Origin of the sequence: Pseudomonas sp. S8, assembly GCF_050473925.1 — a bacterium.
Classification (GTDB): Bacteria; Pseudomonadota; Gammaproteobacteria; order Pseudomonadales; family Pseudomonadaceae; genus Aquipseudomonas; species Aquipseudomonas parakoreensis.
In genome coordinates this window covers 4,273,956-4,293,418 of record NZ_JBFDVZ010000016.1, presented here as the reverse complement: position 1 = coordinate 4,293,418, position 19,463 = coordinate 4,273,956, and the positions used below count along the sequence as shown (strand labels likewise).

General features: G+C 60.1%; 16 protein-coding genes. 3 read left to right on the top strand and 13 right to left on the bottom strand.

From position 1 onward, the window contains the following. Positions 1 to 42: 42 nt before the first annotated feature. The 5 genes from AB1J88_RS20460 to AB1J88_RS20440 form a co-directional block, all read right to left on the bottom strand. A complete protein-coding gene (locus tag AB1J88_RS20460; RefSeq protein ID WP_108181256.1) occupies positions 43 to 1,272 on the bottom strand; it encodes a nucleoside recognition domain-containing protein in 1,230 nt (409 codons plus the stop codon). A 186-nt stretch (positions 1,273 to 1,458) separates the two neighbouring features. Beyond that, positions 1,459 to 2,790 (bottom strand): glutamate/aspartate:proton symporter GltP, encoded by a 1,332-nt coding sequence (gltP, locus tag AB1J88_RS20455; RefSeq protein WP_047297447.1) that lies wholly within the window; start codon positions 2,788 to 2,790, stop codon positions 1,459 to 1,461. A gap of 700 nt (positions 2,791 to 3,490) precedes the next feature. After that, on the bottom strand, positions 3,491 to 3,955 hold the full coding sequence (locus tag AB1J88_RS20450; RefSeq protein WP_047297448.1) for an inhibitor of vertebrate lysozyme family protein: 465 nt from the start codon (positions 3,953 to 3,955) through the stop codon (positions 3,491 to 3,493). 2 nt (positions 3,956 to 3,957) lie between these two features. Next, positions 3,958 to 4,122 carry a DUF1328 domain-containing protein gene (locus AB1J88_RS20445; protein ID WP_003177151.1) on the bottom strand — a complete coding sequence of 55 codons (165 nt, stop codon included), beginning with the start codon at positions 4,120 to 4,122 and terminating at the stop codon, positions 3,958 to 3,960. 72 nt (positions 4,123 to 4,194) lie between these two features. Continuing rightward, a complete protein-coding gene (locus tag AB1J88_RS20440) occupies positions 4,195 to 4,479 on the bottom strand; it encodes a hypothetical protein (protein WP_047297449.1) in 285 nt (94 codons plus the stop codon). A gap of 426 nt (positions 4,480 to 4,905) precedes the next feature. On the opposite strand from AB1J88_RS20440, the gene algB reads away from it, so the two are divergent. Together algB and AB1J88_RS20430 are read left to right on the top strand one after the other, a co-directional pair. Beyond that, on the top strand, positions 4,906 to 6,252 hold the full coding sequence (gene algB, locus AB1J88_RS20435; protein WP_047297450.1) for a sigma-54-dependent response regulator transcription factor AlgB: 1,347 nt from the start codon (positions 4,906 to 4,908) through the stop codon (positions 6,250 to 6,252). Positions 6,253 to 6,262: 10 nt separating this feature from the next. Next, a complete protein-coding gene (locus tag AB1J88_RS20430; RefSeq protein WP_041073672.1) occupies positions 6,263 to 8,053 on the top strand; it encodes a KinB sensor domain-containing domain in 1,791 nt (596 codons plus the stop codon). Here AB1J88_RS20430 and AB1J88_RS20425 read toward each other — a convergent pair. The 7 genes from AB1J88_RS20425 to AB1J88_RS20395 form a co-directional block, all read right to left on the bottom strand. Continuing rightward, positions 8,050 to 9,663, bottom strand: coding sequence for an EAL domain-containing protein (locus tag AB1J88_RS20425; RefSeq protein ID WP_177327929.1), 1,614 nt, complete (start codon positions 9,661 to 9,663; stop codon positions 8,050 to 8,052). The two genes, AB1J88_RS20430 and AB1J88_RS20425, sit on opposite strands and share 4 nt — an antisense overlap. Before the next feature lie 76 nt (positions 9,664 to 9,739). Beyond that, entirely contained in the window at positions 9,740 to 10,519 is a 780-nt protein-coding gene (locus tag AB1J88_RS20420) for an N-acetylmuramoyl-L-alanine amidase (RefSeq protein ID WP_041073676.1), read from the bottom strand. Positions 10,520 to 10,620: 101 nt separating this feature from the next. Then, complete coding sequence (locus tag AB1J88_RS20415) at positions 10,621 to 12,687, bottom strand: diguanylate cyclase (RefSeq protein WP_430291842.1); 2,067 nt, start codon at positions 12,685 to 12,687, stop codon at positions 10,621 to 10,623. Beyond that, positions 12,684 to 13,562, bottom strand: a complete 879-nt coding sequence (locus AB1J88_RS20410; RefSeq protein WP_430291841.1) for an endonuclease/exonuclease/phosphatase family protein — start codon at positions 13,560 to 13,562, stop codon at positions 12,684 to 12,686. Before AB1J88_RS20410 ends, AB1J88_RS20415 begins: the two co-directional genes overlap by 4 nt. A gap of 14 nt (positions 13,563 to 13,576) precedes the next feature. Beyond that, positions 13,577 to 14,218, bottom strand: a complete 642-nt coding sequence (locus AB1J88_RS20405) for a thiol:disulfide interchange protein DsbA/DsbL (RefSeq protein WP_430291840.1) — start codon at positions 14,216 to 14,218, stop codon at positions 13,577 to 13,579. Between the two features lie 200 nt (positions 14,219 to 14,418). Beyond that, positions 14,419 to 15,030, bottom strand: coding sequence for a c-type cytochrome (locus tag AB1J88_RS20400; RefSeq protein ID WP_041073681.1), 612 nt, complete (start codon positions 15,028 to 15,030; stop codon positions 14,419 to 14,421). Positions 15,031 to 15,062: 32 nt separating this feature from the next. Beyond that, on the bottom strand, positions 15,063 to 15,368 hold the full coding sequence (locus tag AB1J88_RS20395; RefSeq protein WP_041073683.1) for a c-type cytochrome: 306 nt from the start codon (positions 15,366 to 15,368) through the stop codon (positions 15,063 to 15,065). A 191-nt stretch (positions 15,369 to 15,559) separates the two neighbouring features. Here AB1J88_RS20395 and yihA point away from each other — a divergent pair, with 191 nt between their 5' ends. Next, a complete protein-coding gene (gene yihA, locus AB1J88_RS20390; RefSeq protein WP_108181262.1) occupies positions 15,560 to 16,204 on the top strand; it encodes a ribosome biogenesis GTP-binding protein YihA/YsxC in 645 nt (214 codons plus the stop codon). A gap of 412 nt (positions 16,205 to 16,616) precedes the next feature. On the opposite strand, the gene polA is transcribed toward yihA, so the two are convergent. Next, positions 16,617 to 19,421 (bottom strand): DNA polymerase I, encoded by a 2,805-nt coding sequence (polA, locus tag AB1J88_RS20385; protein WP_430291839.1) that lies wholly within the window; start codon positions 19,419 to 19,421, stop codon positions 16,617 to 16,619. Positions 19,422 to 19,463 lie beyond the last annotated feature (42 nt).

The following is a 19,463-nucleotide window of genomic DNA, read 5'->3' as shown; positions in this document are numbered from 1 at the left end:
GCGTGCCTTTGTAGGAGCTGCCGAAGGCTGCGATCTTTTGCTTCAACCAAAGAACCAGTAGCACACGCCAATCGCGCCGAGCACACCGGCCAGTTCGGCCAGCAGCGCGCATCCAACGGCATGCCTTGCGCGCTGAATTCCCACCGCACCGAAATACACCGCCAGCACATAGAACGTGGTTTCGGTGCTGCCCTGAATTGTCGCCGCCACCAGCGCCGGGAAGCTGTCGACGCCGGAGGTCTTCATTGTCTCGATCAGCATCGCCCGTGCGGCGCTGCCGGAAAACGGTTTGACCATCGCCGTCGGCAGCGCGTCGACAAAACGCGTATCCCAACCGGCCCACTGCACCAGATGGCGGATGCCGTCCAGGCCAAAGTCCAGCGCTCCGGATGCGCGCAGTACGCCAATCGCACAGAGCATCGCCACCAGATACGGCAGCAGGTTCCTGGCGACGTCGAAGCCCTCCTTCGCGCCCTCGACAAACGCCTCGTAGACCTTGACCTTGCGTAACGCGCCGATCACCAGGAACAGCATGATCAGGCCGAACAGCGTCAGGTTGCCAAGGATCGACGACAGCCCGGCCAGCGCCGTGGCCGACATCGTCGCCAGCAGCGCCATGAAGCCGCCGAGGATCAGTGCGCCGGGAATCAGATAGGCCAGCACCACCGGGTCCCAGATGCGCAGGCGTTGCATGAACGCCACCGAGAGGAAGCCGACAATAGTCGAGCAACTGGTCGCCAGCAGAATCGGCAGAAACACCAGAGTCGGATCTGGTGCGCCTTGCTGGGCGCGGTACATGAAGATGGTCACCGGCAACAGGGTCAGCGACGAGGCGTTGAGCACCAGAAACAGGATCTGCGCGTTGCTGGCGATGGTCGCGCTGGGGTTGAGCTCCTGCAGCGCCTTCATGGCCTTGAGGCCGATTGGGGTGGCGGCGTTGTCCAGGCCCAGGCCGTTGGCGGCGAAGTTCAGGGTGATCAAACCGAGCGCCGGGTGTCCGGCCGGGACTTCCGGCATCAGCCGCAGGAACAGCGGGCCCAGCACTTTTGCCAGCCACTCGACGATCCCGGCCTTTTCAGCGATGCGCAGAAAGCCCAGCCACAGGGTCAGCGTACCGAACAGCAGGACCATGACCTCGACCGAGAGTTTGGCCATGGCGAAAATGCTTTCCACCATCGCTGCGAAAATCCCGGCGTTGCCGCCGACCAGCCACTGCACCAGCGCAGATATTGCTGCCACGACGAAGAAGCCAAGCCACAGGCCATTAAGCATCAGTCAAATCCCCCGGAAGATGCGGCGAATGATAGCGGGGTCGCCAGAAACGACAAACCCCGGATTGCTCCGGGGTTTGTCGGTAAGGCTTGCCTCAATCACCTGTAGGAGCTGCCGAAGGCTGCGATCTTTAAAAGCAAGATCAAAAGATCGCAGCCTGCGGCAGCTCCTACAGAGGTTCAGCTATCAGTTCTTGGAAATTTCGCCAGCCGGCAGTTTTTCCTTGCTGCGCCAGTGTGGCAGGGAGTTCCAGTAGCGCTGGCCCTTGGCGTCGTCGTACATGCCTTCCCAACGTGCGATAACCAGTACCGCCAGGGCGTTGCCGATCACGTTCAGTGCGGTACGGGCCATGTCCATGATGCGGTCGACACCGGCGATGAACGCCAGGCCTTCCAGCGGGATACCGACACTGCCCAGCGTCGCCAGCAGCACCACGAAGGACACGCCCGGTACGCCGGCGATGCCTTTGGAGGTAACCATCAGAGTCAGCACCAGCAGCAGTTGCTGGCTGATCGACAGGTCGATGCCGTACAGCTGGGCAATGAAGATGGCGGCGATCGACTGATACAGGGTCGAACCGTCGAGGTTGAACGAGTAGCCGGTCGGGACCACGAAGGAGCAGATGGCTTTCGGTGCGCCATAGGCTTCCATCTTCTCGATGACGCGTGGCAGTACGGTTTCCGAGGAGGCGGTGGAGTAAGCCAGGACCAGCTCATCCTTGAAGATGCGCATCAGCTTGATCACCGAGAAGCCGAACAGCTTGGCGATCAGGCCCAGCACCACGAAAGCAAAGAAAGCGATGGCGACGTAAACCAGGATCACCAGCTTGGCCAGCGGCAGCAGCGAGGCGAAACCGAAGTTGGCCACGGTCACCGCGATCAGGGCGAAAACGCCGATCGGGGCGTAGTTCATGATCATGTGGGTGACTTTGAACATGCTTTCCGAGACGCCCTGGAACATCTTCACCAGCGGCTCGCGCAGGTCCGACTGCAGGCTCGACAGACCGAGACCGAACAGTACGGAGAAGAAAATGATCGGCAGCATTTCGCCGCGGGCCATGGCCGCGAAGATGTTCGACGGGATCAGGTTGAGGATGGTCTCGATGAACGCGTGTTCATGTTGTACTTCGGCGGCGGTCGCCTGGTACTTGGAGATATCCACGGTGCCCAGGGTGCTCATGTCGATGCCGGCACCCGGGTGGAACAGGTTGGCCAGCAGCAGGCCGACGATGATCGCGATGGTGGTGACGACTTCAAAGTAGATGATGGTCTTCAGGCCGATACGCCCGAGTTTCTTGGCGTCGCCCACGCCGGCGATGCCGACGATCAGGGAGGAGATGACGATCGGAATCACGATCATCTTGATCAGACGGATAAAGATATCGCCTGCCGGTTGCAGGACGTTGCTGATCCACCAGGCTTTTTCGGCACTGAAGTGGTTGAGCAACGCACCAATTGCAATCCCTAAAACCAGACCGATGAGGATCTGCCAGGCGAGGCTGAGTTTTGCCTTCTTCATTATCTTTACCCTTACTTGCGTTTGACTCAGGCACATGCAGCAACTGGAACGCTCTTTAGCGGAAAAGTCTGTGCATCTGCCTCCGTATAAGGTGCCCCGAAGCGCGTATTTACGGCTCTTCGGCAGGCGAAAAAAGGCGCAACTATTCCGATGCAAGGTTGCGCCGTCTAATGCCGTAAACGCCTACCCTATGCCGAATCGGCATGAGATTTTTTAAATGAAACTGGCGTCCCAAGCGGTTCGATTACGACATTTCAGCCGGCATAAGTGCCGTGAACCGGCCATTTCAGCTTGGGTTGGTTGTTTTTTGAACGAGTGAATTCATCGAAAAATTCAGGAAAAAGCCTACATTTGCAGACTAGAAGTCCCACAGTTTAAAGGGGCTCTTTCTCGATATACGGTCGCCAGGAAACACGGCGAAATGTTTTCGCGCGCAGTCTGAACCATAAAAAGGCGAGCAGGACGCTCTGGATCAATGTTTTGTATCGCGCAAAGCTCAGCGCAAGTCCGTCGAGCCGCTGAGGGTCGGCGAACCTGCGTCGCAGCTTTTACCCTGACCCGGCCCTCGCGCAGGCACTCCCTGTACCCGTAGGTCACTCCGACCCTGTAACAGTCAGAACGTCCCGGCCCCCTGGTCATGCGCCGGCCTTCCTCGGGCAGGCGCAATAAAGGGCAGCGGGGCGCTGCCCTCATGTTCGAATCAGTACCAGTTCGGATCTTTCTTCAGCGTTTCCATCAGCAGGTTCTGCATGCCCTGATCCGGTTTGCCGAGGAAGCGGTAAGTGGCATGTCGCGTGGGCGACTTGTCGGCCGGCAGTCCTTCGGGCACATCGACGAGCATGGCGTAGGCATCTTTCTTGTCGAAGCTGAACGCTACGATCAAGCGGTGATTCAGGCACTTGTCTGCGGATTCGCAGAGCGGGCCGACCAGATACTTGTCGCCATCTTCGGTCACGGCATTCATCTGCTGCTCTGGCGTACCGGAAAGGTTCATCACCCACTCCGGGAGGCGCTCTTCATGCTTCACGACGCCTTGCCAGGTTTCCCGGTATTGCGGGTCGGAGCTGAGCAGCTCGTTGACCCGCGCCTGGCCATCATTGGCCGCGATCGCCATGGCACTACCGCCCAGAAGCAGGGCGGCTGCCAGTGTCTTTAACGCAATCATCGTTAACCTCGGCCGCGACGGCCAAAGAAGAAGGACGCGATGAACATTACCAGGAACACGACAAAGAGAATCTTGGCGATACCCGTGGCGGTGCCCGCGATACCACCGAAGCCCAAGACGGCGGCGATGATGGCAATGATCAAGAATGTAATTGCCCAACTCAACATGGTGATTCTCCTTACTTCTCTATTTAGGGATATTGCGTGTCCTGGCGCCAGGCGCCCGAATTCGTTGGTTCGTCAGAAAACCCAGCGCTCTTCACGTGGAAGTTGATCCAGCGGCTGCGGCTGATCGACATCCATCATGCGCATCGAGGCGCTTTCGGCCTGACTGCTGCTGACGGCGCTGAAGTGCGTCTGCGTGCTGTGTTGAATCGAGATCAGCGGCTCAGGCTTCTGGCTGTTTTCCCAGCTCAGGTATTGCTGGCAGGCGATCAGGGTGATCAACAGTGCAAGCACGCCAAACAGGCCTTGCTGGATATGCAGTGGCGAGATACGCACTTGGGCGGCACGTTGGCGAGTCATCCTGGGTTCCTCACTCTTATTCGGTTGGGGCAGTGGAATCTGCCCGGGCTGAATGAGTTATTGCAGGCTGCATGCCAGTTTTTTCATTGAAAAATATTCAACAAAATCAATAGCTTATAAGTAATTAAAATTCAGCGACGGACGCATCCTGCACGATGGGGCGTCTACGGTCGTGCGGAATGCACGATTATTTCGTAGGAGATTTCATTCTTATGGAATTGAGAGCACGTCCTGGATGTCAGAAATGTACGCGGGGTTACCCCTGCGAATCGGTGATTGTTTAAAAACTCAACAAAATCAATGGATTGGCCGTTATGGCAGGAGAGAGCTACCCTCCCATGGCTCGCATCGTTCAGAATCAACCATGCAACTTGCCCGATTTTTCCGGGACTAACCCAAGATCAATCACTATGGAGCGTAGGAAAAATGGAATCTGCCACTGAGCATCAAGGCCGCATTCTGCTGGTGGACGATGAGTCCGCCATCCTGCGAACCTTTCGTTACTGCCTCGAAGACGAAGGTTACACAGTGGCCACCGCCAACAGCGCGGCTCAGGCCGAGGCATTGTTGCAACGTCAGGTGTTTGACCTGTGCTTCCTTGATTTGCGTCTGGGTGAAGACAACGGTCTCGACGTACTGGCACAGATGCGCATTCAGGCGCCATGGATGCGCGTGGTCATTGTCACCGCCCACTCGGCGGTTGATACCGCAGTGGATGCGATCCAGGCGGGCGCCGCCGATTATCTGGTCAAACCGTGCAGCCCCGACCAGTTGCGCCTGGCCACCGCCAAACAACTGGAAGTGCGTCAGCTCTCGGCGCGTCTGGAAGCCCTCGAAGGCGAGATCCGCAAACCCAAGGACGGCCTCGACTCCCACAGCCCGGCGATGAAAGTCGTGCTGGAAACTGCGCGGCAGGTCGCCGGTACCGACGCCAACATCCTTATTCTCGGCGAATCCGGCACGGGTAAGGGCGAACTGGCCCGGGCCATTCATGGCTGGAGCAAGCGCGAGAAAAAATCCTGCGTGACCATCAACTGCCCGTCGTTGACTGCGGAACTGATGGAGAGCGAGCTGTTCGGCCACAGTCGCGGTGCGTTTACCGGCGCCAGCGAAAGTACGCTTGGTCGAGTCAATCAGGCGGACGGCGGCACGCTGTTTCTCGATGAGATCGGCGATTTTCCGCTAACTTTGCAACCAAAGTTGCTGCGTTTTATTCAGGACAAGGAATATGAGCGGGTTGGCGATCCAGTGACCCGTCGTGCCGATGTGCGGATTCTCGCCGCGACCAACCTCAATCTTGAGGACATGGTGCGCGACGGGCGCTTCCGTGAAGACCTGTTGTATCGCCTCAACGTGATCACCCTGCATCTGCCGCCATTGCGCGAACGTGCCGAGGACATCCTGACCCTTGCCGACCGCTTCCTCGCGCGCTTCGTCAAAGAGTACGCGCGCCCGGCACGGGGCTTTAGTGATGAGGCGCGCGAAGCGCTGTTGGGTTATCGCTGGCCGGGCAACATCCGAGAGCTGCGTAACGTGGTGGAACGGGCCAGCATTATCTGCCCGCAGGAACGCGTGGAAATCAGCCACCTCGGGATGGCCGAGCAACCGGCGAACAACGCACCGCGAGTCGGTGCCGCGCTGAGCCTCGATGAACTGGAAAAAGCCCACATCGGCGCGGTGCTGGCAACGGCAGGCACCCTTGATCAGGCGGCGAAAACCTTGGGCATCGACGCGTCGACCCTGTATCGCAAGCGCAAGCAGTACAACCTGTGAGCGCCCGACGATGAAACTGGCGATGAAGTTGCGCACTCGCTTGTTTCTGAGCATCTCTGCGCTGATCACGGTCGCCTTGCTCGGGCTGTTGCTCGGGCTGGTCAGCGTGATGCAGATGGCCGGTACTCAGGAAGCAACGATCCGCAGCAACTTCGTGACCCTCGACCTGGGGCTCAAACTGCGCCAGACCCTCGGCGATCAACTGGTGCTGATGCTGGCCGAAAAGCCCGACCCAGTCGCGTTCGAAGCGTCAAAGCAGCATTACCTGCAATTGCTGGATGAAGGCATTTCCCAAGAGGCAGAGGGCGATGGCCGACAGTACGGGTTTACCCAGGCCAAGGCTGACTACCTGAGTTTTCTCCAGGCGTTCGAGATGTCGCGTGATCCGGGCAATGTGCTCAGTGGCAACAGCGACCTCAGGGAACGCTTCAACACCTTGCGCAACGGTTTGATTACCGAGCACAAGCACGCACTGGACAACATCAACGCAGTGCAGCATGACGCCCGGGAAAGGGCACTGCTGGTCTCCGGTCTGCTCGGGCTGGTGGGATTGGCGGTGCTGATTATCGGCTTCGTCACCGCGCACGCCATTGCCCGGCGTTTTGGCGCGCCCATCGAGGCGCTGGCCAAAGCGGCGGACAACATCGGCCAAGGCAATTTCGAAGTGACGCTGCCGATTTCCTCGGCGATGGAAATGAACCAGCTGACCAAGCGCTTCGGGCTGATGGCTGAGGCGCTGCGCGAGCATCAGGCGACCAACGTCGACGAATTGCTGGCCGGTCAGCAACGCCTGCAGGCGGTGCTCGACAGCATCGACGACGGCTTGTTGATGATCGACCGTGAAGGGCATCTGGAGCACCTCAATCCAGTGGCTCAGCGTCAGTTGGGTTGGGACAGTGACCGTCTCGGTCAAGGCCTGGGCACTGCGCTCGAGCGCCCGGAGCTCGACGCGCAACTGCAACTGGTGCTGCGCGGCGGCACCCTTGAGCGCGCCCCGGAAGATTTGAGCATTGAAGTCGATGGCGAATCGCGCTTGCTGACCTACAGTTTGACCCCGGTCAGTCACATCCAGGGGCATATTCTGGGGGCGGTGATGGTGCTGCACGATGTCACCGAGCAACGCGCCTTCGAGCGCGTGCGCAGCGAGTTCGTGCTGCGCGCCTCCCATGAACTGCGGACGCCGGTCACCGGCATGCACATGGCGTTCGGCCTGTTTCGCGAACGTGCGAAGTTCCCCCCGGAGTCACGCGAGGCGGACCTGCTCGACACGGTCAACGAAGAGATGCAGCGCTTGATGCAGTTGATCAACGACTTGCTCAACTTCTCGCGCTATCAGAACGGCTTGCAGAAACTCACCCTGGCGCCGTGCTCCATCGAAGATTTGCTGGAGCAGGCGCAGTCGCGCTTCGCCGATTGCGCTGCGGGCAAAGGCATTGCCCTGAGCGTCGAAGTGCAAGGGCCGTTACCGCGTCTGCAGGCCGATCAGGCACAGCTTGAGCGGGTGCTCGACAACCTGATCGACAACGCTCTGCGCCATACCGCCCGCGACGGCCAGATTCGCCTGCAGGCGCGGCGGCATGGCGAACGGGTGATCATCAGCGTCGAAGACAACGGCGAAGGCATTGCCTACGGTCAGCAGGGGCGGATATTCGAGCCGTTCGTGCAGGTCGGGCGCAAGAAGGGTGGCGCCGGGCTGGGTCTGGCGCTGTGCAAGGAAATCGTCCAGCTGCATGGCGGGCGGATGGGCGTCTATTCGCGGCCGGGGCAGGGCACGCAGTTCTACATGGCGCTGGCGGTCTAGGCTTCGTCGTCCAGGCGGCGCCCGGTGAGGCGCCGCCCACGGGTGATCAGTTCGATGAACTGCACCGCACTCAGGGCCTGGGCGAACAGCCAGCCCTGACCGAACTTGACCCCCTCACTGCTGAGAAACACGGCTTGCGCTTCGTGCTCGATGCCTTCGGCAATTACCTTCAACTCCAGAGCCTGCGCCATGTGAATGATGTGCGGCGCAACGCCGCTGCTGGCCGCATCATGGCCGAGCGCGTCGATGAAGGCCTTGTCGATCTTCAGGCAATCCACTGGCAGCGTCTGCAGGTAGGCGAGGCTGCAATAACCGGTACCGAAGTCATCGATCAGCACTTGATGGCCGACATCGCGCAAGGCTTGCAGGTTCTCCCGCGCCACCACCACATCGATCAACCCGCGCTCAGTGACTTCGAAGGCGATCTGCCGCGCCGCAACCCGGTGCAGGGTCAACAGCCTGGCCATGACCTGGCCGATGCGCGGCACCATCACGTCGCAGGCGGCGAGGTTGACCGAAATGTACAGCTGCGGATTGGCGCGCAGCACCGGTCCCAGTTGTTCCAGCAGCCGTTGCAGGACAAAGTCTGTCATCTGCCGGATCTGCCCGGTGTTTTCCGCCAATGGAATGAACAGGTCGGGACTGGTCAGCGTGCCGTCCGGGCGACGCCAGCGCAGCAGGGCTTCGGCGCCCACGCAATTGCGGCTATCGAGATCGAAGATCGGCTGATACAGCACTTGCAGCTCGCCACGTCGAATGGCGCCCTGGAGTTCGGCGTCCAGTGACTGGCGCTGGCGCACCAGCAAAAATATAAAGAACCCGACAAAAGCCCCCAGCAGCAGGCAGATCGGCACCATCCACCACCAGACGCTGGGAATATGCATGCCGCTGCGCGGGGTGATCAGCACCAACTGGTATTCCGGATTGTTGGTTGGCATGCGGTAGATCAGCCGTGACTGGGTGACTTGCAGGGGCGCGCGGCTTTTGGGTGGCCACGCTTCGGTTGGTGGCCACGTCTGCGCGGTGCCCAGCACCGGAATCGCCCGTTTGCCGTGGTCCAGCACCACCAGAAGGCTGCTGTCCGGCGGCAGGTCGACCATGTCGGTCAAATGCCCGCGTGATGTCGCCACGCGAAAATTGCCGCGCCCGAGCATCAGCGCAGCACGGTTTTCATCCGGTTCGGTGGTGGTGTTGAGCCAGTAGCTGTAGGTCGGTCCTTTGATATCCGGTGCGCGAACCACCGACAGTCCTTCCTGGCGGGGCCGGTTGGAGCATATCCGCGCACCATCCATGTAGGCCGCTTCATAGACGAAGCGATAGTTGAAGGTGACTTGTTGCAGCGTGGCGATCATTTCCTCATCGCAACTGCGCAGCGGCTGCGCTTCGAGGTCATCGAGACTTTCACGCAGTTGTCCGAACAGCTGCTCAAGGCGTGCCAGAAAGCGCTCGCCCTGGGTGTTCATTTCCTGGCTTTCGTTCTGTTCGATCTGGCGCATGGCGACGAACATTCCGCCGGCTATCAGCAATGCAGCACTGAAGACAGCCGCGATCATCGCCAAAAACCACGGGCGATAAAACCAGCTACGCAGCGTCGCTCGGGTAGCAACCATCATGGAATATCCGAAGAATTACCAATGAGTTATAGCTGCTGATTACGCTTTCGCCCTGACCGTCGGGCGGGCGTCATTATTTTGTCTGATTGAGGACCTGCAACAACGCTGCTGTTTGCGCGTCCGGTGTACCGTCGAAGCGTGAAGGGCGAAAGTGCATCTGGAACGCTGCCAGGACATGGCGAGTCGCGACGTCCAGCTCGCCGGTCTGCGGGGTGTCGTAACCGATGCGCGCCAGTTGTTCCTGGAACCAGCTGATGCTTGGCAGTTCGGCGTTGAACTGCACTTGCTGCCGGGCCACCGCTTGTTCATTGGGCCATACGCCCAGGCCTTCGGCGGCCAGGCGTTTCCATGGGAACAAGGGACCCGGGTCGAGTTTGCGCAGGGGCGCAATGTCGCTGTGGCCAATGATATGGCGCGGGCTGATGCCCTGGCGCTTGCTGATGTCCTTGAGCAGAACGATCAGCGATTGAATCTGCGCTTCGCTGTACGGGAACCACAGGCGCCCGGTCGGCGTGTCCTTGAAGCCCGGATTGACGATTTCGATGCCGATCGAGCTGGAGTTTAGCCAGGTACGGCCCTGCCACTGGCTCTCGCCGGCGTGCCAGGCGCGCTGGTTTTCATCCATCAGTTTGTAGATGGTGCCGCCCTTGTCGTCGCCGATCAGATAGTGGCTGCTGACTTCGCCGTGGGTCAGCAGTTGCAGCGAACGGGCGAGGGAAGCGGAGGTGTAGTGCACGATCACGAACTGCACGCGGCTGTCGTGATTGGCCGAAGGGTGGCTGGTGTCATAACGCGGGCCGCTGGCACAACCGGCCAGAACGAGCAGCGACGCGAGGAGGGTAAAAAATTTCATGGCAGAAGGCAGTACGCGCAAGACAATAATGCAACAGTGTAACGTACTGCCTTGCGTATCGACGCCTGACGGGCCGATTTAAACAAAATGGAACAACTTGCTCAGCCCAGTTCGACTCGGTTACGTCCGCCGTTTTTCGCTCGGTACAACGCCTGATCGGCTCTTTTAAGCACCAGATCGCTGTGTTCTCCCGGCTTGAACGACGCCAGTCCCATGGAAATCGTGATCGTCACTCGCTCACCCTTGAAGTGAAACGGGCACGCTTCGATGGCCGCTCGCAGGGTTTCCAGCAATTTGGCGCCGACGGCCGGCGTGGTGGCTGGCAACAGCAGAACGAACTCCTCTCCGCCGAAACGAGCAATGAAATCCGCCCCACGCAGACGTTTGCGCAGCACCGTGGCGATGATTTTCAATACCTTGTCGCCCGCCAGATGGCCGTAGTTGTCGTTGATGCGCTTGAAATGATCGAGGTCGAGCATCGCCAGGCTCAAGGTGTTGCCGTGTTGTTGCCATTGCCTGATCTCGTGTTCCAGCCGTTCGCTCCAGGCAGCGCGGTTGGGCAGGCCGGTCAACGGGTCGATCAGGGCTTTCTGTCGCTGTTCTTCCAGATGTTCGCGAAAGCCCAGGGCTTCCTGCTCCATGTGCGCCACACGTTCGGCCAGGCCTTTGAGACGTGCTGCCACTTCCTGCTCGCGGGCATCGCGTTGTTGCTGATGCTGGTCCATGGTACCGAGCAGGCCTTCGAGATGGTTCTCCAGCACTCGCTTGAGATCATCCAGATCGGCCGCTTCCTGCACGCTGGTCTGCAAGCCGTCGACTTGCTCGCGAATCTGCGTGTCCATTGCCCGGGCTGCCGAGCTGTTGTCGGCATGGCCCTCGCTGGCGGCCTGCAAATTGCTCTGGAATGCTTCGAGGCGTTCGTTGAGCCGCTGCAGATAGGCTTCGAATTCGTGTTGGCCGCTGTCGGTGATTGCCAGCATCAAGGTGGCAAGGTCGTCGAGAATGGGCAGGAGTTCGTACCAGTTCAGGCCATTTTTCAAGCGATCACGCATGGCCTCGGCTTGCGGGCGATGGCGCTCTGGCAAGGTTAGGTCGTCGAGCAGCCCGATCAGCGTGTCTTCGATGTGTTTGGCCACCGAGCTGTAGGAAGGCTCCGGCGAATCGGGCAGGGCGTAGAGAATGTCTTGCTCGGGCTGCTCCGGATCGATGGCAGCCAAGGCTTGGGCAATCGGGGCGGGCAGGGGCAGGCTGTCGAGGAGCAAGGGGGCCGGGGCGTCGCCCGGGTGGATCAACTCGTCAGGGTTGATCGCCGCAGTGAGGGCTGGTGGCGCAAGCGGCAGGGCCAGAGGTTCGAGGGGCGGTTTGAGTTCAGGCAGTGGTTCGGGCGCCGTCTCGATGGCAATGACCGGCGGCACAAACGAAACCACAGGCGATTCGGCCTGCGGTTGCGCTGCAGGTGCCTGTTGAGGGCTTGCCTCTGCCGGCTGCAACAGCGGCGCGGCGCTGACCGGTGCCGGAGTCGGTTCGCCTGTTGGCGTCTGTGCGGGCTTGACATCAGGTTCAGTGTTGGCTGAGGGCGGCGCTGATATTGGCGCAGGCGCTTGAGCTTGCTCCGGGCCTGGCGGCCCTGGCGTTTCTTCGGCTTCGCGATTACCAAACAGGCGTTGCAGAAAGCCCGGGCGGTCCGGCGCGGGTGGGGTTTCCAGCTGGCTCAACGCTTTGCCCTGCAAACCGCTGAGTTCGCTCAACAGCAACGGCATTTCCCGCGCCTGACCGACCCGACTGTCCAGTTGCTTGGCGAATTTCTTCAGCGGCTGGGCGACTTCCCGCGGCAGCGGCAACGCTTGCAGTTGGGTAACCAGCGCGGTCAACGCGGTGCTGACCTGATCAATGCGGGTCTCGCGGCGCTGCTCGGAGTCGAGTACGGCTTTCTCCAGGCGCGGCAGCAGGGCGGCGAGACCGGCATCCATGTCGTCGGTGCGCACCACGTCGCGCATCTCTTTCATGCACTGATCAACAACCTTGTCGGTGCCTTCAGCGGCCAGCGTACTGCGTACCAGACCGCGGCGCAGCAAGTCGAGCCGGGCGGCCCAGCGCCGTTCGAGCTTGTCCTGCTGTTCGATACTTTTGAGGTACTTCTCTTTCCAGCGCTGGGCGTCGTCGCTCATTCAGGGGTTCCGCGAGGGGCAGGACTCAACGCGGGCAATGCATCGGCCGTGAGCGAACCCGGCAGACGAATCTCTACCGCGACCGGCAGGTGATCGGAAATGGGTTGGGCCAGCACTTCGACCTTTTCCAGGGTCAGGGTCGGGCTGAGCAAAATATGATCCAAGCATCGCTGCGGCCGCCAGCTGGGAAACGTGGCTTGCATCTGCGGGGCCAGCAGGCCGAGATCGCGTAACGGTGACTGTTGTAGCAGATCGCTGGCGTGGGTGTTCATGTCGCCCATCAATACCTGGTGCTTGTAGCCACCGATCAGGTCCCGAATGTAGGCCAGTTGCAGGCTGCGCACCCGGGCGCCGAGGGCCAGGTGCATCATCACCACCACCAGCGCTTCCGGGCCTTCGCCAAAGCGCAGCAGGATTGCGCCGCGACCTTTCGGGCCCGGCAGCGGATGGTCTTCGATCGCCCACGGTTTCAGTCGGCTGAGCACGCCATTGCTGTGCTGGGCCAGCCGGCCGAGGTTGCGATTGAGTTGTTGATACCAGTAAGGGAAGGCGCCGAGGTGGGCCAGGTGTTCGACCTGATTGACGTAGCCTGAGCGCAGGCTGCCGCCATCGGCTTCCTGCAGGGCGACCAGGTCGAAGTCGCCAAGCAGGTCGCCGATCTTCTGCAGATTGCCTGAGCGCCCGGTGTGCGGCAGCAGGTGCTGCCAGCTGCGGGTCAGGTAATGCCGATAGCGTTCGGTGCTGATGCCGACCTGGATGTTGAAGCTGAGCAAGCGCAGACGATGGTCTGCGGGCAGGCCCGTGGACTCCAGGTGATGCTCGTTGACCTGCGGATCATGCAGGCCAACGCTGCGTTCGGTGCCCCAGCGGCGCATGGCGGTTACCGCGCTTAGTTGGCGGCTGCCTTGTTGGCCGCTCGCTCTTTGGCGACCAGTTGATCAGCCAGTTTCAGGGCTTGCTCGGCACCACCGGCAGAGCCGATGTCGAAGCGGTATTTGCCGTTGACGATCATGGTTGGAACGCCAGTGATTTCATATTTCTTGGCCAGCTCACGCGCCTTGACGATCTGCCCTTTGATCGCGAACGAGTCAAAGGTGGCGAGGAACTTGTCCTTGTCCACGCCTTGTGTGGCGAGGAAGTCAGCCATGTCGTTCTTGTCGGTCAGCTTCTTGTGTTCTTTCTGGATCGCATTGAATACCGCAGCGTGAACCTTGTGCTCGACGCCCATTGCTTCCAGGGTCAGGAACATTTGACCGTGAGCATCCCACGGGCCACCGAACATGGCAGGAATGCGCACGAAGTTGACGTCGGACGGCAGTTTTTCAACCCAGGGATTGATCACCGGCTCGAACGCGTAGCAATGCGGGCAGCCGTACCAGAACAGCTCCACGACTTCGATCTTGCCAGGCTCTGCCACTGGCACCGGGTTGGCCAGTTCGACATAAGGGGCAGCGGGTGCTTCGGCGGCCTGGGCGGTCACGCCGAACAGGCTGGCAGCGACGAGAGCGGCGCTGATGATCAGATTACGCATGCTTTACTCCTGGACAATTTTGGTCGCCTCGCGCGACCTGTTTTCAGACAGATCCTGGCGGGCATGAGTTCTGTAGTGTAACGGCAGCGGCCACAAAAAAGGGCGGCCAAAGCCACCCTTTTTATACTTGCTGCGACGGATTAATCGAGCGTTAACGTTGCAGGAGATGTCCATCACCGGTAACGCTCGATGCAGGGCGGTTAGTGCAGGCCCTGAATGTAGCTGGCGACCGCAGCAATGTCTTCGTCGCTGAGTTTGCGTGCGATGGTGCGCATCGGCATGGAATCGCCGTCGTTGGCGCGACCGCCTTCTTCCTTGCGGAAGTCGGTCAGCTGTTTGGCGATGTATTGAGCGTGTTGGCCTCCCAGGTGCGGGAAGCCGGCGGCGGCGTTGCCGGCACCGTTCGGCGAGTGGCAGCCGGTGCAGGCTGGCAGGCCTTTGTCCAGGTTGCCGCCACGGAACAGGGCTTCACCACGGGCGACGATTTTTGGATCGGCGGCGCCGACGCTGCCCTTCTGACTGGCAAAGTAGGCGGCAATATCGGCCAGGTCCTGATCGCTCAGGTTGGTCAGCAGGCCGGTCATTTCCAGAACCTGGCGTTTGCCCGACTTGATGTCATGCAACTGCTTGTCGAGGTAACGTTCACCTTGACCGGCCAGTTTCGGGAAGTTGGGTGCCATGCTGTTCCCGTCCGGGCCATGGCAGGCTCCGCACACGGCAGCTTTTGCCTGGCCGGCTGCTGCATCACCTGCAGCATGGGCGATGCCGGAGATTCCCACGGTCAACAGCAGACTCACGATCAATTTGTTCATCAGCTAATCCAACTACGGCTAAGGGTTAAGAGTTATGGACCGGGTTTACTCTCGCTCATCCAAAGGATGATGGCCTGGTAATCCTCGGCACTGCAGTCCATGCACAAACCACGCGGCGGCATCGCCTTGAAACCCTGGGTCACGTGTTGCACCAGCGTCTCCATACCTTTCGCCAACCTCGGCGTCCAAGCTGCCTGATCGCCTCTTTCGGGCGCCATGGGTAGTTGGCCGGAATGACAGGCACCACAAACACGGTTGTACACGGCTTCCGGTTCCTGTGTAGCCTGTGCGCCGCAAAGCGGTATCAGGACTCCGGCAGCCAGCAGCCATTTCGTCATAAAACGACCTTTTCAGGGTTGAGAGCGTTCTGCGTTCTGATGCGCAATCAAGGTCTTTGGCTCTCGTGAACTTCATCCTTCGCTGGGACAAAGCACACACAAAATCTGCGGCATTATATACTGGCGTCACTGAAACGGAAGCGACACCGCGTTCCGCGCCCAATCCCGGCGCCGCCCACATCGGAAATCCCATGCAACTCAAGAATCCCATCCTCGGCCTGTGCCAACAGTCCACGTTCATGCTCAGTGCCGCCAAAGTCGATCAATGCCCTGACGACGAAGGCTTCGAAGTGGCGTTCGCCGGTCGTTCCAACGCCGGTAAATCCAGCGCGCTGAACACCCTGACTCACGCCAGCCTGGCGCGCACCTCGAAAACTCCGGGTCGCACACAGCTGTTGAACTTCTTCAAGCTAGACGATGAACGGCGTCTGGTCGACCTGCCGGGCTACGGTTATGCAAAAGTACCGATCCCGCTCAAGCAACACTGGCAGCGTCACCTCGAGGCCTACCTCGGTGGCCGCGAGAGTTTGAAGGGTTTGATTCTGATGATGGACATCCGTCATCCAATGACCGACTTCGACCTGTTGATGCTCGACTGGGCCGTTGCCGCCGGCATGCCGATGCACATTCTGCTGACCAAGGCCGACAAACTGACCTACGGTGCCGCCAAGAACACGCTGCTCAAGGTGCAGTCGGAAATCCGCAAGGGCTGGGGTGATCGGGTGACGATCCAGCTGTTCTCCGCGCCCAAACGCATGGGCCTGGAAGAGGCCTACACTGTGTTGGCAGGCTGGATGGAGCTGGCAGACAAAGGCGCGGAAGCCGCGGCTGAATAATCAGGATATGGAAAATTGGTTGTAGCGCGGTCAGGCAAGGCAAAAGCGTTACTAAAAAGCGGAGTTTAGGGAACCTGAATGAGCATTTTTAGTAACGCTTTTAACGCAGCATGACCGCGCTACAGCCGATTTTTGGGTAAAAAAAGCCCCGGACTTCATATGGGGAGGGAGAAGTTCCGGGGTTTAAGTTCCGAACCGCTAGGGCGGGGTTCAGATATCTGCCAACACTTAACACAACATAGGAGCATCGAAGGGCTTCACCAGCCATTCAGTATCTCTGAGTAGTGAGTTGTCAGATTAGTTCAGATTTTTTTCAAAAAGCTTTGGAATAAGCCCAAGCGCGATTCGAAATAAGGCCATTTCGGGCGTTTGCCGCGACAGTGTGTCGCGGCAAACGCCCGATCCAGACGCCTTAGTGCGCCTCATCCCAGTTGTTGCCGACGCCGACTTCCACCAGCAACGGTACGTCCAGTTTCGCCGCTTCGCTCATATGCAGGCGGATTTCCTGACTCACCTGCTCAACCAGATCCTCGCGAACCTCCAGCACCAGTTCGTCGTGCACCTGCAGGATGACCTTGGCGTCCAGCCCGGACGCTGTCAGCCAGTTATCCACCGCCACCATGGCTTTCTTGATGATGTCGGCCGCGGTGCCTTGCATCGGCGCATTGATCGCCGTGCGTTCGGCGGCGGCGCGTTCCTGCGGCTTGTTCGAGTTGATTTCCGGCAGGTACAGGCGTCGACCGAAGAAGGTCTCGACGTAACCCTGATCCGCAGCCTGCTTACGGGTGCGCTCCATGTATTCGCGCACACCCGGGTAGCGGGCGAAGTAGGTGTCGATGTAGGCCTTGGCGGTCTTGGTGTCGACGCCGATGTCCTTGCCGAGCTTCTGTGCGCCCATGCCATAGATCAGGCCGAAGTTGATCGCCTTGGCGCCACGGCGCTGGTCGGAGGTCACTTCGTTGAGCTCGACCCTGAATACTTCGGCAGCGGTGGCGGTGTGCACGTCCAGATTATTGCGGAAGGCGTTCATCAAGCCTTCGTCCTTGGACAAGTGGGCCATGATCCGCAGTTCGATTTGCGAATAGTCCGCCGCCAGCAACTTGTAGCCTTTCGGCGCGACGAACGCCTGACGAATGCGGCGGCCTTCAGCGGTGCGCACCGGAATGTTCTGCAGGTTCGGATCGCTGGAAGACAAACGCCCGGTGGACGCTACAGCCTGATGGTACGAAGTGTGGATACGTCCGGTGCGCGGGTTGATCTGCTCCGGCAGGCGGTCGGTGTAAGTGCTTTTCAGCTTGCTCATGGAGCGATGCTCCATCAGCACTTTCGGCAGTCGATGATCGTCTTCGGCGAGTTTCGCCAGCACTTCCTCGGCGGTCGATGGTTGGCCCTTGGCGGTTTTCTTCAAAACCGGCAGGCCGAGCTTCTCGTAGAGGATCACGCCCAACTGCTTCGGCGAGCCGAGGTTGAACTCTTCGCCAGCGATCTCGAACGCTTCGCGCTCCAGTGCGACCATCTTGTTGCCCAGCTCGATGCTCTGGATGCCGAGCAGCTCGGCGTCGACGAACGCGCCCTGACGCTCGATGCGCGCCAACACCGGTACCAGCGGGATTTCAATGTCGGTCAGGACGCTGGCCAGGCTCGGGATCGCGCTGAGTTTTTCAAACAGGGTCTGGTGCAGACGCAGGGTGATGTCGGCGTCTTCGGCGGCATACGGGCCGGCCTGCTCCAGAGCGATCTGGTCGAAGGTCAGCTGTTTGGCGCCTTTGCCGGCGATGTCCTGAAAACTCACAGTGGTGTGATCCAGGTACTTCTGCGCAAGGCTGTCCATGTCGTGGCGGGTGGCGGTGGAGTTGAGCACGTAGGACTCAAGCATGGTGTCGAAGGCAATCCCGCGCACATTGATGCCTTGGCTCTGATCGCCGCCAATGGCGCAGTTGGCCAGAATGTTCATGTCGAACTTGGCGTGCTGGCCAACCTTGAGTTTGTTCGGGTCTTCCAGGATCGGCTTCAGCGCGCGCAGCACAGTGTCGCGATCCAGTTGCTCGGGCACGCCGATGTAGGAGTGGGTCAGCGGGATATAGGCCGCTTCGTTGGCCTGCACCGCGAACGACAGACCGACCAATTGTGCCTGTTGCGCGTCGATGCCTGTGGTTTCGGTGTCGAAGGCGAACAGCTTGGCGTTGCTCAGTTTTTCCAGCCAGACATCGAAACGCGCCTGATCGAGGATGGTTTCGTAAGCGGCGTCGGCAGGGGCGGCGGGCACTTCGGCTGGCGGCGCGCTAAACAGATCGCCAGCCGGCGCAGGCTCGGCGGCCGCGCTCAGCTCCTGGCGCTTGGCGTCGCGATCGAGGTCATTCAGCCAGCTCTTGAATTCCAGCAGGGTGTACAACTCGTAAAGCTTGGCCGGGTCTTCCGGGCCCATTTGCAGGTCATCGAGGCCAATGTCCAGCGGCACGTCGACCTTGATCGTTGCCAGTTGATAGGAGAGGAAGGCCATCTCCTTGTGCTCTTCAAGCTTGGCCGGCAGAGTCTTGGCCCCGCGAATCGGCAGGGTCGGGACGATGTCGAGGTTTGCATAAAGCTCGGTGAGGCCGCCGTTAACGCCGACCAGCAGGCCGGACGCGGTCTTCGGGCCGATGCCGGGAACGCCCGGGATGTTGTCGGAAGAATCGCCCATCAGTGCCAGATAATCGATGATCTGCTCCGGAGCGACGCCGAATTTCTCCTTTACGCCCTCAACGTCCATCGAGCTACCGGACATGGTGTTGACCAAGGTAATGTGGCCGTCGACCAGTTGCGCCATGTCCTTGTCGCCGGTGGAGATGATCACCGGGCGAGCGGCTGCCGCGCTGCTGCGGGCGAGGGTGCCGATCACGTCGTCTGCCTCGACGCCCTCCACGCACAACAGCGGGAAGCCGAGAGCAATCACGCTCTGGTGCAGCGGCTCGATCTGCACGCGCATGTCGTCGGGCATGCTGGGGCGATTGGCCTTGTATTCGGCGTACATCTCATCGCGAAACGTCCCGCCCTTGGCATCGAAAACCACGGCGAACGGGCTGTCCGGATACTGCTTGCGCAGACTCTTGAGCATGTTCAGCACACCTTTGACCGCACCGGTCGGCAGGCCTTTGGAGGTGGTCAGCGGTGGCAGTGCATGGAAAGCGCGGTACAGGTAAGACGAACCGTCCACCAGGACGAGGGGGGCTTGGCTCATGAGCAGAATCAACCTTTTCGGCGGGCCCGGCGCTAGAATAGC

Coding starts and splice junctions, on each gene's coding strand:
- AB1J88_RS20415 (WP_430291842.1), bottom strand. CDS start 12,687: ATGAGCGACGACGCCCAGCGCTGGAAAGAGAAGTACCTCAAAAGTATC.
- gltP (WP_047297447.1), bottom strand. CDS start 2,790: ATGAAGAAGGCAAAACTCAGCCTCGCCTGGCAGATCCTCATCGGTCTG.
- AB1J88_RS20405 (WP_430291840.1), bottom strand. CDS start 14,218: ATGCGTAATCTGATCATCAGCGCCGCTCTCGTCGCTGCCAGCCTGTTC.
- algB (WP_047297450.1), top strand. CDS start 4,906: ATGGAATCTGCCACTGAGCATCAAGGCCGCATTCTGCTGGTGGACGAT.
- AB1J88_RS20425 (WP_177327929.1), bottom strand. CDS start 9,663: ATGGTTGCTACCCGAGCGACGCTGCGTAGCTGGTTTTATCGCCCGTGG.
- polA (WP_430291839.1), bottom strand. CDS start 19,421: ATGAGCCAAGCCCCCCTCGTCCTGGTGGACGGTTCGTCTTACCTGTAC.
- AB1J88_RS20395 (WP_041073683.1), bottom strand. CDS start 15,368: ATGACGAAATGGCTGCTGGCTGCCGGAGTCCTGATACCGCTTTGCGGC.
- AB1J88_RS20460 (WP_108181256.1), bottom strand. CDS start 1,272: ATGCTTAATGGCCTGTGGCTTGGCTTCTTCGTCGTGGCAGCAATATCT.
- AB1J88_RS20440 (WP_047297449.1), bottom strand. CDS start 4,479: ATGACTCGCCAACGTGCCGCCCAAGTGCGTATCTCGCCACTGCATATC.
- AB1J88_RS20420 (WP_041073676.1), bottom strand. CDS start 10,519: ATGAAATTTTTTACCCTCCTCGCGTCGCTGCTCGTTCTGGCCGGTTGT.
- AB1J88_RS20450 (WP_047297448.1), bottom strand. CDS start 3,955: ATGATTGCGTTAAAGACACTGGCAGCCGCCCTGCTTCTGGGCGGTAGT.
- yihA (WP_108181262.1), top strand. CDS start 15,560: ATGCAACTCAAGAATCCCATCCTCGGCCTGTGCCAACAGTCCACGTTC.
- AB1J88_RS20400 (WP_041073681.1), bottom strand. CDS start 15,030: ATGAACAAATTGATCGTGAGTCTGCTGTTGACCGTGGGAATCTCCGGC.
- AB1J88_RS20410 (WP_430291841.1), bottom strand. CDS start 13,562: ATGCGCCGCTGGGGCACCGAACGCAGCGTTGGCCTGCATGATCCGCAG.
- AB1J88_RS20430 (WP_041073672.1), top strand. CDS start 6,263: ATGAAACTGGCGATGAAGTTGCGCACTCGCTTGTTTCTGAGCATCTCT.
- AB1J88_RS20445 (WP_003177151.1), bottom strand. CDS start 4,122: ATGTTGAGTTGGGCAATTACATTCTTGATCATTGCCATCATCGCCGCC.